Here is a 14,919-nt window from a genome sequence, read left to right on the forward strand (position 1 = left end):
GATTTCAAAGCATCGCGGGGCTGTTACGCTTGCGGCGATTGAATCGCTTCGAGCACCCCCATGACCATCATCGGATCTTCGCCGTACGTCACGGGCTACGCCAATGCCGGCCCGGCGACCAATACGACAACCACGCCAACGAACACGGCGGACACCTCGCCCCAGGCCAAGGCGGCCAACAACGCCACGGCGGCCGTCACCGTCACCCTGTCGGCCGAGGCCCAGGCGGCCCTGAAGGCCCAGACCGACACCCGCACCGCCGATGGCGTGGTCGCCGAGGCCCGCTCCGCCCTCGACAGCCTGCTGAAGGCCGCCAGGGCGACGAGCGCCCTGAAGGACGGCAAGGCGACCATCGATCTGGCCGGGCTGGATCGCCGCGAGCTCTACGCCGTCGCCAGCAACCGCGGCGGCAAGTTCCCGATCGAGGAGCAGGTCGTCGCCTCGCTGGACCTGAAGTCTCGACGCGACTCCGTCCTGGCCGGCCCCGCCGCCAGCGCCCGGATCACCGGCGACTATGCCGGTCTCTACAAGGCCGCCCTGGATCATCTTGAGACCGCCCCGCCCGAGGAAAAGGCGACAGGCCAGTGGGCCAAGGACAAGGCCGCCCTGACCGAGGGCCGCAAGCAGGCCATGGACCGCCCCGGCCTCGCCCCCGCCGGCATCGAGGGCGACCCGATCGCCGCCTATCTGAAGGACGCCGGCGGCGTGGTCGCCAGTCCCCGCACCCGCGACTTCGGCAAGGTGGCCAGCGACGTGCGGGCGGTGCTGGACCGGCAATACGCCACGGCGACCGGAGAGGGCATGGCGAGCGATTCGGAGTTGGGCGAGATCGATTTCACCCGGTTCGACGCCCGTTCGCTGGCCGCGATCTCGCTCAATCGCGACGGGCTGTTCTCGGAGCACGAGATCCGCGAGGCGGCGACCGAGATCCGCACCCGCGACGGTCAGGCGGTCCGCGACAGCTACACGTCCACCGGCGCCTCTGACGACCCGTCGGCGTTCGGCAAGGCGATGATCGCGCGCTATGTCGGCATGACCGGCGAGGAGCGCCAGGCTGCGGGCTGGACGCCGCAGCTCTACGACCAGATGGTCAAGCTGCAGGATATGCGCAGTCAGCTGGCCTCGTTCTTCAGCAGCGCAAGCGGCCCCAATGGCGGAGCTAGTCTGCTCGACTATATCTGAGGCCGCCGAAGGTCATCACGGCCCTCCTGAACGAAAGAAGCGCGCCCCGCGAAGGGCGCGCTTCCGTCTTGGTCTCTCCAGCGAGATCTAGAACTTCTTGCGCAGACCGATCTTGTAGGTCCGGCCCAGCGGGTCCCCGGTGAAGGGGTCGTAGCCGAGGTCCAGACGGGCGTAGGACGGATCCTTGTCGAACAGGTTGGTGATCGCCGCAGTAACCGTGGTGTCCCAGGGCAGGAAGACGCGATAGGCCAGATCGGTCAGGACCTGGGCGTCGATCGTCTTGCCTTTGGTGATCTGCACGCCGGCGCCGGTGGTGTCCTTGTAGGCGTTGGCCGCGAAGGGCGCCGTGCGCTGGTCGGTGTAGGAGTCGATGTAGTGGACCGTCAGGCGCACATTGTGCGGGCCCATGCTCCATTCGCCGTGGATGTCGCCCTTCCACTGCGGGATCGGCACGACCGTGGTCTGGTAGTTCAGCAGGCCCACAGCATCGAAGGCCTTCTCGACCACCACGCCCTCGACGCTGGTGGCGCCGACCTTGTATTCGGCGATGTAGGTGGCGTTGCCGCCGACCGAGAGGTCCCCGCCCAGCACGTTGTCGAACCGGTAGTCGGCCGAGAAGTCGAAGCCCGAGTTCTTCACCGCCGCGCCGTTGATGTAGTTGGTCTTCAGGCGGGCGATGGTGGTGGGCGGACCGCAGGCGCCGTTGAAGGTGAACCGCGCGGCCAGGGCCGGATAGAGGGCGCAGTTGTTGGCCCCCGTGGCGCCGTTCGGATAGAGGGCGTTGACGATGCCCGCCACTGGCTCGGTGACGATCGGGTTTTTGAAGTCGAACTGGAAGTAGTCGATGCTGGCCTTGAAGTTGCCGGCGTTGAAGATCAGGCCCGCATTGTAGGTATTGGCCTTTTCCGGATTGAGGTTCGGGTTGCCGAAGATATCGACGGCCCGGAACGTGCCCAGGATGCTTTGCAGCGACGTCACAGAGGTGGTGGTGGTGATCGGGTCCGGCGGGCCGCGGAACGTGGAGCCGGCCGAGCCGCGCACGGCCAGCCAGGGCAGAGCTTGCCAGCGCGCCGAGATCTTGGGATTGAAGGTGTCACCCACAGCCCCGCCATAGTCCTCGAAGCGAGCGGCCAGTTGCACCTGGAAGGTCTCGGTGACGGGCACCGACAGTTCGCCGAACGCGGCCATCACGTCAGACTGGTTGTCGGCCTCGTTGCCGACGCCCAGGAACATGAAGGGGCCGTTGCGCTGCGAGCCCGTGCAGGTCGTGACGCCGAAGTCGGGCGTGTTGACGCACGGATTGATCGCCGCATTGCTGATGTCGTTGTAGTCGGCCTTGAAGTAGCTGCGGCGGTACTGCACGCCCGCCGCCCAGGCCACGTCGCCGCCGGCCAGGCTGATGCCGGTCTTGCCGTTCAGGACCGCCTCACCGACGAACAGCCGCGAGGACTGCTTGGTCGACAGCTTCTGGAAGAACCACTTGGCGAGGTCCTTGTTGATCGCCAGAGCGGAGTTGTAGGCCGGATTGGCCGCGCCCGTGACGGCGTTGCTGGGGATCGCGCTGGCGAAGGGGTTGAAGTACATGCAACCGCCGACCCCGGCCGTACCCTGGATGCCGGGCAAGCTTGGGTTGCTGTCGCAGGTCGGACCACCCAGGCCTTGCAGGGACAGGGCATAGCGGTTGACCAGGGTGTCATAACCCGTGCGGATGCCGATTTCCTGAGAGTAGGTTAGCGCCATCTCCCAGCCGATGCCGTTGTCGAACTCACCCTTCAGGTCGCCCGAGACGCGGAAGGCGTCGAAGGCGCGTGAGCCGATCGAGGGGCCGTAGCCGAAGGCCGGGTTGCCGCCGATGCCGAAGGGGCGGTTGGCGGCGTTGATGGCGCCGAAGGCGAAAATCGATCCCGGCGCCGTGAACTGGGTCCCGTTGACCAGATTGGTCAGCTGAACCGTCGGGTTGGATGCGATGAAGGCCTGCAGGCCCGGATTGGTGGCCGGCACAATATAGCGCCCGGCAATGGGCGAAGCTTCAGCCGTGGGAACCGCCAGCGCCGCATAGGACGGCGAGGTGTTCCAGTCAGGCACGTCAGTGTGGGCGTACAGCACCTCGACATGGAACCTGGTCGTGTCGGAAAGGTCGGCATTGACCTCGCCATAGATCTGGATCGCGTCAGACTTCTCGACCAGATTGTCGAACGGCGTGTAGTGCCAGTAGCAGACCGGCGTCAGGCCGCTGAAGCCTGGGAAGCCGCTGAGGCCGGCGCAGCCCGGGTCGCGCATGCCGCTGGTCGTGCTGGCCAGGGGGATGAAGGTCGACGGGCTGCCCGCCGCTGACCAACCGGCTTCCGGATTGTTCAGATAGGGCGTGTTGGCCCAACTGCGCTCGGCGACGCTGAGCTTGGAGCGGTGCTGCCAGCCGGCGCTGACCAGCAGGTTGCCGTTGTCCCAGATCTTGCCGAAGGTGGCGTTGAGGCTGTGGTCGCCGTCCGAGCCATCGATCACCCGATAGTCGGCGCCCACTTCCAGCCCGTTGAAGTTCTTCTTGGTGATGAAGTTGACGACGCCGGCGATGGCGTCAGAGCCATAGGTCGCCGCCGCGCCGTCCTTGAGCACTTCCAGCCGGCCGATGGCGGCGGCGGGGATGATGTTGGTGTCGACGATGCCGGCGCCGGCGGCGCCGAACGGGTTGATCGCCAGGCGGCGACCGTTCAGCAGCACGAGGGTGCGCTGCGAGCCCAGACCGCGAAGATTGACCGAGCCGGAGCCTTCTGACCCCTGGGCGCGGCTGTCGAACTGGTTGGTGTCGCCCAGAACCCCGCTGGAGACCGACAGGGCCTTGAGCAGTTCGACGGTCGAGGGAGAGCCTCGCTTTTGCAGCTCTTCGGCGCCGATCACATCGACCGGGAGGGCGGCATCCTCGGGAGTGCCACGGATGAACGAGCCGGTGACGACGACTTCCTCGACCTCGGTGGGCGTGGTGTCAGGCCGGGTCTGGGCGTGAGCCGCCCCGGCGCTTAGGGCGATGGCCAACGCCAGTGACGAGCCGCCGCGCAGGAACACGGTTCTTTTCATTATGCTTCCCTCCCTCGTTTGCTTTTTTGACGCTTATTTCTAGGGGGCCGTGGTCGATCTCAGTCGTCTGGACGCCTTGCACGACAGGTCGCTGGCCAAATCACGCCATCGAGGGCGAAATCTGGCGCCGCAGCATTTTCGAAACCTGATGATGCACCGCACCTAACCGACACGCCTAGGATCTCCCTGAGCCGGATACCGGAAAACGCTAGCCTACTGCCTCGCAGAACGACGCGGGGCGGGACTCGAACCTGAATTCGAACGCCTGTTTCGATGATGCGGTATGTTTCCAAGGGACGCAACTGTCTGTCTGCCGCGCGAACGCGCAAGCCGCCTCAATCAAGCCAAACCAGTCCGGAGGCGGCACATTCCTAAGCGCCTTGATTGCTAAGTTGCTTAGTGATAATCCCCCGACATGAGTGACGATTCAGGACCGTCCGAATGCGCGTCTCGCGCCGCCTATGCCGACAGGCTGCACGACCCGATCATGCAGCGCCTGAAGGCGATCTCGTTTCTGAACCTCGAGATCGGGAAAAAGATCGGCGAGACCCTGGGGGTCAACGTCACCGACATGGCGGCGATGGAGCTGTTGATCGACGCGCGAACCCTCACGCCCAGCCAGCTCGCCAATCAGCTGAAGGTGACAACCGCTGCTGCCACCCAGATCGTCGATCGCCTGGAGCGGGCCGGCCATGTCACCCGCGAGCGAAAGACCATCGATCGTCGCAAAATCTTCGTCGTTCCCGTGGAAGCTTCGGAAGTAAGGGCCTTCGCGCTGCTGGCGCCGATGCTCGACGCCCTGAGCGGCGTGATCTCTGACCTCGAGCCCGCCGAACGCCGCGTCATCGAGACCTTTTTGGACCAAGTCGTCGATATCTACCTCAAAGCGTCGGGGCCACCGCCCCTGTGTCCCGAACCGACTGAACCCGATGACGCCTCCCCCACTGTTCTCTAGCGCGCCCGAGTACTGGCAGATGAATCCTAGCAAGACCGGCCCGCGACTAAGGACGGGTGCGAGCATGTCGGCTCTGGCCCTGGCCCTGACGGGGCTGGCCTTGACCGCTTGCGCGACCGCCCCACGCCATACAGCGGAGACCCGCTTGCCCGCCGCCTATGAGGTCATGGCCGGGGCTCCCCTGCCCGACCAGACGCTGGACCGCTGGTGGACGGTGTTCAACGATCCGGCCCTGACCCAGCTGGTGGACGCCGCCCTGGAGCAGAGCCAGGACGCCCGCCTGGCGGCTGCACGTCTGGACGAGGCTCGCGCCGTGCGCCGGGGCCAGGTGCGGCAGCTCTATATTCCTTCCACGCCGCTGACCGGCTCAGCCAGTCGCACCAGCACCGATATCGTCGACCAGAGCGGTCCGGTCGGCTTTACCCAGAGCGGCGACAGCGAAAACTATCGCGCCGGTTTCGACGTCAGCTGGGAGCTGGACCTGATCGGCCGTCGCCGCGCCGCCATGGGTGTGGTCAACAATGATCTGGCCGCCAATCGCTTTGCCTATGAAGGCGCGCGCGCCGCCCTGGCCGCCAATGTCGCCCAGTCCTATTTTCAGGCCCGCGTCCTGGCCGTGCAGCTGGAAGACGCTCGCGAGAGCGCCCGCATCGCCCGGTCACTAGCCGATCTGGCCGGAGCACGCGCCACGCGCGGACTGTCGCCGAGCTCCGACGCCGACCGCGCCGCCGCTGATCTGGCCCAGTCCGAGGCCCAGGTCGCCAGCCTGGAGGCCGAGCTTCAGGTCGCCCGCCGCAGCCTGCTGATCCTGGTCGGGCGCGGGATCGACCCCTTGGCCAGCCTGCAGATCCCCGCTGCACTGGCCGATGCGCCGCCCACGCCCGCCGCCATCCCTGGAACCCTGCTGGCCCGCCGCCCCGACGTGCGCGAGGCCCAGGCCCGGCTGGCCTCGGCCTCGGCCAATCTCAAGGTCAACGAGCTGGCGATGTTCCCGACCTTCACCCTGGCTCCGGGCATCGGCCTGAGCAAGGCGGTCTCGCCCAGCTTCCTGACGCCGGGGGCCACCTCCTCGACCACCAGCTCGGCGTGGTCGATCGGCCTGGACCTTTCGATCCCTGTGCTGAACATTCCCAAGCTCCTGGCCGATATCGACGCCCAGGATGCGCGCACCGAACAGGCCGCCATCACCTACGAAAGGTCGGTGCAGGCCGCGTTCGGCGAGGCCGAGGGCGCCCTGCTGCAGCTGTCGGCCGACCAGCGCCGGGTCGCCCTGCTCAGCGCCGGCGAGCGTCGCGCGGCCGCGGCCTACGAATCCAGCCGCCGCGGCTACGCCGCGGGTCTGACCGACCTGACATCGGCCCTGCAGACCGAACAGTCCTGGCGCGCCGCCCGCACCGCTCTCAGCGGCGCGCGGGGCCAGGCCCTGCAGCGCGCCGTGCAGTCCTACAAGGCGCTTGGCGGCGGCTGGTCGCCCCAAGCCGTTCCCGAAAAAGCCTCTTCGCGATGAGATCCTCCCCGATGAACCGCCCCCTGATCGCCGCCCTGCTCCTGTCGACAGCCCTGGGCGTCGCCGCCTGCGGCGGCAAGAAGGACGAACCCGCCGCCGCCACGGCCGTGAACCAGGGGGCCCGCGCCGTCACCGTCGGCCGCGTCGAAAGCCGCCCGCTGGGCGCCGGGTTCGAAGCCTCCGGCCAGCTGGTCCCGCGCGAGGAGGCCGCCGTCGGCTCGGAGCTGGCCGGCTATCGCGTCGCCCGGGTCTATGTCGAGGAAGGGGCCTATGTCCGCGCCGGCCAGCCGCTGGTCCAGCTGGACGACACCCTGCTGCGCGCCCAGATCGCCCAGCAGGCGGCGCTGACCGCCCAGGCTCAGGCCGAGGCCGCGCGCGTCGCCGGCCTCGACGGCCAGGGCGTCCTCAGCCAGGAACAGATCGAAAGCCGCCGCTACGCCGCCAAGGCCCAGGAAGCGGCCTTGGCCGAACTGCGCACGCGCTCAAGCCGCATGACCATCACCGCGCCGGTCGGCGGTCGGGTTCTGGAACGCACCGTGCGCCCCGGCGAAATCTCGGGCGGGGCCACCATCCCCTGGTTCCGCATCGCCCGCGACGGCCTGGTCGAGCTGGACGCCGAGGTGGGCGACGCCCAGCTGTCGTCCCTCGCGATCGGCCAGTCGGCCCAGGTCATGCTGCCCGACGGCCGCTCGGTGTCCGGCGCCGTGCGCCTGATCAGTCCGCGCATCGACGCGGCGACCCGCCTGGGCAAGGTGCGCCTTCGCCTGCCCACCGATGCCGGCCTGCGCCCCGGCGGCTTTGGCCGCGCCATCTTCGCCCCCTCGGGCCGCAAGGTGAAGGCCGCGCCCGAAACCGCCATCCGCTATGACGCCGAGGGCTCGTCCCTGGTGACCGTCGACGCCTCCAACCGCGCCCGCCAGGCGCCCGTCCGCACCGGTCAACGCGGCGGCGGCTGGGTGGAACTGCTTGACGGCCCGCCGGTCGGCTCCCGCGTGCTGCTGGGCGGCTCGGCCTTCACCCTCGACGGCGATCTGGTCAAGCCGACCGACGCCAATGGCAAGGCCGCTCGCTGATGGCCAACGTCCGCATATCCGCCTGGTCGATCAAGAACCCGATCCCGGTCGCGGTCCTGTTCATCGCCCTGATCCTGGCGGGCGTCGCCAGCTACATGATGCTGCCCATCAAGCAGTATCCCAACGTCTCGTTCCCGCTGGTGGCGGTGACCATCACCCAGAGCGGCGCAGCCGCCGGCGAGATGGAAACCCAGATCACCCGCCAGGTCGAAGACGCCCTGGCCGGCATCTCCAACGTCAAGAGCATCCGCTCCTCGGTCGTGCAGGGGGTCTCGACCACCTCGATCGAGTTCGAGATCGGCGAGGACCTGCAGAAGGCCACCGACGAGGTACGCTCCAAGATCGACCAGTCGCGCGCCCTGCTGCCGCGCGAGATCGACGAGCCGATCGTCCAGCGTGTCGACCTGGATTCCCTGCCGATCATCACCTACGCGGTGTCTTCGCCGTCCATGACGATCAGCGAGCTGTCCTGGTTCGTGGACGACACCATCAGCCGCAGCCTGCAGGGCGAAAAGGGCGTCGCCCAGGTGGCCCGGGTCGGTGGCGTCGATCGCGAGATCAACATCGTCATCGATCCCGACCGCATGGCCGCCGCCGGCCTGACCGCGCCGCAGCTCAACGCGGCCTTGGCCAGTTTCAGCGTCGACGCCCCGGGCGGACGACTGGCGATCGGCGCACGCGAACAGACCGTCCGCGTGCTGGCCGCAGCCCGCACTGTCGAGCAACTGCGGGCCGTGACCATACCCACCAGCGGCGGGCGTTTCGTGCGCCTGACCGACGTGGCCGAGGTCGGCGACGGCGCCGGCGAAGCGCGCTCCTTCGCACGCCTCGACGGCCGCCCCGTGGTGGCCTTCCAGGTCAGCAAGACCAAGGACGCCAGCGACGTGCGCGTCGAGGACGGCATCAAGATCGCCATCGACAAGCTGGTCGAGGCCCACCCGGACGTCACCTTCACCAAGATCTATTCGATCGTCGACGACACCCGCGCCAGCTTCGAGGCCACACGGACCACCCTGCTCGAAGGCATGCTGCTGGCCGCCCTGGTGGTGTTTCTGTTCCTGCGCGAATGGCGCGCCACCCTGATCACCGCCATCGCCATGCCGATGTCGTTGATCCCGACCTTCATCTTCATGGCGATCATGGGCTTTTCGCTCAATGTCGTGACCCTGCTGGGCCTGACCCTGGTGATCGGCATTCTGGTCGATGACGCCATCGTCGAGATCGAGAATATCGAAAAACGCATCGCCGCCGGCGAGCGTCCCTATGCGGCGGCCATGGTCGGCGCAGACGCGATCGGGCTCGCGGTCGTGGCCACCACCTTCACCATCGTGGCGGTGTTCGCGCCGGTGGCCTTCATGCCCGGCATTCCCGGACAGTTCTTCCGGGAGTTTGGCCTGACCGTCGCCGTGGCGGTGCTGTTCTCGCTGGTCGTGGCCCGTCTGCTGACGCCGCTGCTGGCCGCCTATTTCCTCAAGCCGGCCACCAACCCGCACCCGCGCAAGCCGTTCAAGGGCCTGTACCGCAACGTGCTGGAATGGTCGCTCGACCACCGGATCGTCGCCTGCATCATCGGCGGCGTGATCTTCGCCTTCTCGATCTTCATGGCCAGCAATCTGCCCGCCGGATTCCAGCCGCCGGCCAACAACAACTACTACTATCTCAAGGTCCAGGGCCCGCCGGGCGCCACAGCGGCCGACATGGACCGCGCCGTCCAGTCGATCACCAAGCTGTTCAAGGCGCGCCCCGAGACAGCCCACGTCTTCGCCCAGGTCGGGTCGGTGATCGCCGCCAGCGGTCCCGGCGGAGGCTCCGGCGGCAGCGACCTGCGCGACGGCACGGTGACCATCGTGCTGCATGACGAGCGCGAGCTGCGGGTCCCCGAGATCAAGGCCCTGATGCGCGACAAGCTGCTGGATCTGCCTGACGTTCGGGTCAATCTGCTCAGCGATGACGGCTCGGCCGAGGTCTCCACCATCCTGACCAGCGAAGACGGCACGGCGCTGGAACGCGCCGCCCTGGCGCTGGAACGCCAGATGCGCGGCTTGAAGACCATCGCCGACCCGCGCCCGGCCTCGCCGCCCAGCGGTCCGGAAATCGTCATCCGCCCGCGCACCGATGAAGCGGCCCGCCTGGGCGTCTCGGCCGCCGACATCGCCGCCGTCGCCCGCGTGGCCACGGTGGGCGACATCGACGCCAATGTCGCCAAGCTGACCGACGGCGAGCGCCGCCTGCCGATCCGGGTGCGCCTGCCCGACAACATTCGCGGCGACCTGGCCCAGATCAAGGCTCTGCAGCTGCCGACCGCGTCCGGCGGCTATACGCGTCTGGACGCCGTGGCTGATGTCGAGTTCCAGGCCGGTCCCGCCAAGATCGAGCGCTATGGCCGCAAGCGCCAGCTGACCACCGAGGCGGATCTGCAGCCCGGCGTCGTGCTGGGCTCGGCCACCGCCGAGGTCGACAGCCTGCCGATCATGAAGAACCTGCCTGCCGGGGTCGAAAAGGCCACGGGCGGCACCGAGGAGGCGATGGGCGAGCTGTTCGGCGGCTTCGCCATCGCCCTGCTCTCGGCCATCTTCCTGGTGTTCGGCGTCATGGCCCTGCTGTTTGGCAGCTTCTTCAAGCCGATCACCATCATGTCGGCCCTGCCGCTGGCCATCGGCGGCGCCTTTGCGGGCCTCCTGGTCTGCGGCATGAGCATGTCGATCCCGTCGCTGATCGGCCTGCTGATGCTGATGGGCCTGGCCGCCAAGAACTCGATCCTGCTGGTCGACTACGCCATCGAGGAGGAACGGGCCGGCAAGCCTCAGCGCGACGCCATCCTCGAAGCCTGTCGCGAACGCGCGCGTCCGATCATCATGACCACCCTGGCGATGATGGCCGGCATGCTGCCCACCGCTCTTGGCATTGGAAAAGGCTCGGAGTTCCGCCAGCCCATGGCCGTGGCGGTGATCGGCGGCCTCATCACCTCGACGGTCCTGTCGCTGGTGCTGGTGCCGGTGGTCTATGAGATCATCGACGACTTCGAAAACTGGCTGAAGCCCAAGCTGGCCCGCTGGACCACCCCGCGCGAAGCGCCGGTCACGGCGACGCCGGACGGGGCGCCCGCCGACCGGCTCTAGAACCCGGGGCCCCGGTGCGAACCGGGGCCCTTCTCAGGCCGGCGCCTCAGCGGATCGCGGCGATCTCGTACAGGAAATCGACATAGCCCATGGTGGTGCCCACCAGTCCCTCGACCTTGGGATTGGAGGACTCGATCACGTAGTACTCGTTGGGCGCGTGGGCGCCGCTGCCGTGACCCAGGCCGAACTGCCCGGCCGGCAAACCGACCGGCGCCGAGGTGAAGACCGCGCCCGGCCATGACCCGGCCAGTCGCGGATAGACCGAGGTCTCGACACCCAGACGCTTGTAGGTGTTGAGCTCGGCGCGGATGAGCCGGCTGTTCTCGTCGGTCTCGGTGGGATCATAGCCGCCGCTGACATTGACCTCGATGTCCTGGAAGCCGCGCTTGTCCAGATGGGCGCGCAGCTTGGCCACGCAGTCGGCCATGGTCATGTTGGGCACCAGGCGCAGGTCGATCTTGGCGACGGCGCGGCCCGGCAGCACGGTCTTGCCGCCGGGGCCGGTATAGCCCGAGACCAGCCCCTCGATATTGACGGTCGGCTGCGAGGCCAGGCGCTCCAGGGCCTTTTCCCACGGCAGATCGTCGATCCAGCGATCCACGCCCAATGACCGCTTGGCGTCGGCCTCGCTCATCCGCTGGGCCGCCAGGGCGATCAGCTCGCGTTCGCGCGCGGTCAGCGGCCGCACCTTCTCGAAATAGCCGTCGATCGCCGGGCTGTTGCCATCCGGGGTGACCAGGGTGGCCAGGGCTTGGACCAGACGCCAGGCGGGGCTGTCGACCCGGGCCTTCTCGCTGGAGTGGATATCGGTCTTCGGACCCCGCCCCCATTTGGCGCCGCTGGCCACCAGTTCGAACTCGACCACGCCCTTGGCGCCCAGATTGACGCTGACGCCGCCATTGCTGGGGCTCTGCCAGCCTGCGGGAATGACCACGCCCTCGCAGCGCTTCAGCGCCGCCAGGATGTGCGGCCGGGCGACGATCTGGTGGAAGTGGGGACTGCCGATCTCCTCCTCGCCCTCGCAGACCAGCACCAGATTGACCGGCGACTTGCGACCGGCCGCGCGCAGGGCGTGAAGCGCCGCCAGGAAGGCCGCCTCCGGGCCCTTCTGGTTGACGGCTCCGCGGCCGACGATGACCTTGCCAAAGCCCGGCTTGTCGACGATCCGCGCCTCCAGCGGCGGCGAACTCCATTCGGCGGGATCGAACTGCTTCACGTCGTACATGAAGTAGATGCCCATCCAGCGCTTGGCGCCGACGTCCAGGGTGGCGAACACCCCGGGATAGCCGTCGGTGGGCACCTTCTCGACCTGCTGGAAGCCGGCGTCGCGGGCCAGGGCCATCATGTAGTCGGCGCCCTTGTCCATGTCGCGGTCCTCCGCGGCGATGGACGGCAGGGCGATCCAGTCCTGGATGCGCTTGACCGAAGCGTCGAAGCCGATCTCCGCGGCCTTGCGGACGGCGGCCAGATCCCCGCTGGCGGCGAAGGTCAGGCCCGGCGTGAACAGGGTGAGAGCGGCCGCCCCCGTCAGCAGCGTGCGGCGATCCTGGACAAGGCCAGAGCGCTTGGATGTGATGGTCATGCCGTTCCCCCCAGATCATACCTCGGGGAGATTAGAGCCGGGCGCGCCGCGAGCGGCAAGGCCCGGCGCCTAGAACTCCAGCGCCTTGGGCCGATAGGTCAGGCGACAGACGGTCCAGCCGTCCTGGCGGGTCAGATCGAAGACGCCGCCAAGCTGACCGGCCATAGACCGGACGATCCGCAGGCCAAGACTGGCGGAGTTGCGGGGATCAAAGCCGGGCGGCGGTCCGGCGCCATTGTCGCGCACGATCAGCACGTGCTCGTCACCGCTCTGGTCGAGGCTGACCAGCACCTGGCCCGCGCCGCCCTTGAAGCCGTGTTCGATGGCGTTGTTGAAGCTTTCCAGCAGCACCAGGGTCACGGGGGTGGCCTGATCGGGGTGCAGGGGCGCCTCGCCGCCGTCCAGCGACACCTCGGCGGGACTGCCGGCCGCCGCGTTGGCGTCGGCCAGAAGGCTTCGCGCGAAGTCGCGGAAGGGAGACGGATCGCCGACCTGATTGTGCAGTTCGCGCTGGATCCGGGCGATCGTCTCGATCCGGCCGCCGGCCTCGGTCAGGGCCCGCTGGGCCTCGCCGTCGCTGACCCCGCCCGCCTGCAGGCGCAGCAGCGCCCCCACAACCTGGATGTTGTTGCTCACCCGGTGATGCAGTTCGCGATAGAGCAGGTCGCGGTTCTCGGCCAGCCGCTCATAGCGTTCGCGCTCGGCCGCCAGCTGCCGCATCGCGCCACGCATGCCGTCGATGAAGAAGATGTCGACCGCCACCACGAAGACATAGAAGAACAGCGCGACCCCGGTCGCCACGTTGATGTGGAAACCGTTATAGGCCGGGACGAAGAAGTAGCCCGCGCCAAACATCGACAGGACAGCGCAGAGGATCGCCGGCCTGGCCCCGGCGAAATAGGCCGTGATCACCACGGCGGGAAAAAAGGTCACATAGGGAAAGCCGGGCGGAAACCAGCCGTCGAGCAGCAGGCGCAGGCAAAAGGCCGCCAACGCCGCGACCGCCGCGATCCCGTAGCCGAACAGCGGCGCGGTGCGGATGCTTTGCCAGCCCATCATCAAGTCCCCCACCAGTTATTGACGTGACGCCGCAACTGGCAAACGTCAAGCCGGTCGCCGACATAACCGCTTGGCGACGCGCGATCCAACGCCCCCAAAGCAAAAGGCCCCGGCGTTTCCGCCGGGGCCTTCGCAGTCTTTAGCCGTGGCTAGAAAGTCGAGACTACTCGACGATCTTGGCAACCACGCCGGCGCCGACCGTGCGGCCGCCTTCGCGAATGGCGAAGCGCAGGCCCTGGTCCATGGCGATCGGGGTGATCAGCTCGACGTCCAGCTCGGCGTTGTCGCCCGGCATGATCATTTCCACGCCTTCGCGCAGCTTGATGATCCCGGTGACGTCCGTCGTGCGGAAGTAGAACTGCGGGCGATAGTTGGTGAAGAACGGGGTGTGACGGCCGCCTTCTTCCTTGTTGAGGATATAGGCCTCAGCCACGAACTTGGTGTGCGGCGTGATCGAACCCGGCTTGCACAGCACTTGGCCGCGCTCGACGTCTTCGCGCTTGGTGCCGCGCAGCAGAACGCCGACGTTGTCGCCAGCTTGACCCTGGTCCAGCAGCTTGCGGAACATTTCGACGCCCGTGCAGGTCGTCTTCTGAACCGGACGGATGCCGACGATTTCGACTTCTTCGCCGACCTTGACGATACCCTTTTCGATACGGCCCGTGACCACGGTGCCGCGGCCCGAGATCGAGAACACGTCTTCGACCGGCATCAGGAACGGCAGGTCCAGCGGACGCGCCGGCTGCGGGATGTAGTCGTCAACCGTCTGCATCAGCGCCAGGATCGACTCTTCGCCGATCTTGGGGTTGCCACCGTCGATGGCGACCTTGGCCGAGCCCTTGGTGATCGGAATGTCGTCGCCCGGGAAGTCATACGACGAAAGCAGCTCGCGCACTTCCATCTCGACCAGCTCGAGCAGCTCTTCGTCGTCGACCAGGTCGACCTTGTTCATGTAGACGACCAGGGCCGGCACGCCGACCTGACGGGCCAGCAGGATGTGCTCGCGGGTCTGGGGCATCGGGCCGTCAGCGGCCGAAACCACCAGGATCGCGCCGTCCATCTGCGCGGCGCCGGTGATCATGTTCTTCACATAGTCGGCGTGGCCGGGGCAGTCGACGTGGGCATAGTGACGGTTGGCCGTCTCATATTCCACGTGGGCGGTGTTGATCGTGATGCCGCGGGCCTTTTCTTCCGGCGCAGCGTCGATGTCGGCGTAGTTCATCGCCTTGCCGCCGCCGGTCTTGGCCAGCGTGATGGTGATCGCAGCCGTCAGCGTCGTCTTGCCATGGTCAACGTGACCAATGGTGCCGATGTTGCAGTGCGGCTTGTTACGTTCGAACTTTTCCTTGGCCATTTTTCTCTACCTTAGG

Annotated in this window: 9 protein-coding genes; 5 read left to right on the plus strand and 4 right to left on the minus strand. The window is 67.4% G+C overall.

The features are described from left to right. Positions 1-60 precede the first annotated feature (60 nt). Positions 61-1,182 carry a hypothetical protein gene (locus ACW17Z_RS08010; RefSeq protein WP_492058284.1) on the plus strand — a complete coding sequence of 374 codons (1,122 nt, stop codon included), beginning with the start codon at positions 61-63 and terminating at the stop codon, positions 1,180-1,182. Positions 1,183-1,269: 87 nt separating this feature from the next. Here ACW17Z_RS08010 and ACW17Z_RS08015 read toward each other — a convergent pair whose 3' ends face one another. Beyond that, positions 1,270-4,254 carry a TonB-dependent receptor gene (locus ACW17Z_RS08015; protein ID WP_492058285.1) on the minus strand — a complete coding sequence of 995 codons (2,985 nt, stop codon included), beginning with the start codon at positions 4,252-4,254 and terminating at the stop codon, positions 1,270-1,272. Positions 4,255-4,669: 415 nt separating this feature from the next. Between ACW17Z_RS08015 and ACW17Z_RS08020 the strand changes: the two genes are divergently transcribed. Genes ACW17Z_RS08020 through ACW17Z_RS08035 form a run of 4 tightly spaced genes read left to right on the plus strand, consistent with a single transcriptional unit; the run spans position 4,670 to position 10,908 of the window. Beyond that, complete coding sequence (locus ACW17Z_RS08020; protein WP_492058286.1) at positions 4,670-5,209, plus strand: MarR family winged helix-turn-helix transcriptional regulator; 540 nt, start codon at positions 4,670-4,672, stop codon at positions 5,207-5,209. 19 nt (positions 5,210-5,228) lie between these two features. Next, complete coding sequence (locus ACW17Z_RS08025; protein WP_492058287.1) at positions 5,229-6,716, plus strand: efflux transporter outer membrane subunit; 1,488 nt, start codon at positions 5,229-5,231, stop codon at positions 6,714-6,716. Between the two features lie 11 nt (positions 6,717-6,727). Then, positions 6,728-7,789: an efflux RND transporter periplasmic adaptor subunit gene (locus ACW17Z_RS08030; protein WP_492058288.1), complete on the plus strand. Its 1,062-nt coding sequence runs from the start codon at positions 6,728-6,730 to the stop codon at positions 7,787-7,789. After that, positions 7,789-10,908 (plus strand): efflux RND transporter permease subunit, encoded by a 3,120-nt coding sequence (locus ACW17Z_RS08035; protein ID WP_492058289.1) that lies wholly within the window; start codon positions 7,789-7,791, stop codon positions 10,906-10,908. Before ACW17Z_RS08030 ends, ACW17Z_RS08035 begins: the two co-directional genes overlap by 1 nt. 46 nt (positions 10,909-10,954) lie before the next feature. Here ACW17Z_RS08035 and ACW17Z_RS08040 read toward each other — a convergent pair whose 3' ends face one another. The 3 genes from ACW17Z_RS08040 to tuf all read right to left on the minus strand — a co-directional run bounded on the left by ACW17Z_RS08040 (position 10,955) and on the right by tuf (position 14,903). Then, entirely contained in the window at positions 10,955-12,490 is a 1,536-nt protein-coding gene (locus tag ACW17Z_RS08040; RefSeq protein WP_492058290.1) for a M20/M25/M40 family metallo-hydrolase, read from the minus strand. A gap of 69 nt (positions 12,491-12,559) precedes the next feature. Continuing rightward, on the minus strand, positions 12,560-13,546 hold the full coding sequence (locus tag ACW17Z_RS08045) for a sensor histidine kinase (protein ID WP_492058291.1): 987 nt from the start codon (positions 13,544-13,546) through the stop codon (positions 12,560-12,562). 166 nt (positions 13,547-13,712) lie between these two features. Then, positions 13,713-14,903 carry an elongation factor Tu gene (gene tuf / locus ACW17Z_RS08050; RefSeq protein ID WP_419319979.1) on the minus strand — a complete coding sequence of 397 codons (1,191 nt, stop codon included), beginning with the start codon at positions 14,901-14,903 and terminating at the stop codon, positions 13,713-13,715. Between the last annotated feature and the right edge of the window lie 16 nt (positions 14,904-14,919).

The organism is Caulobacter sp. GSs2 (assembly GCF_058680895.1).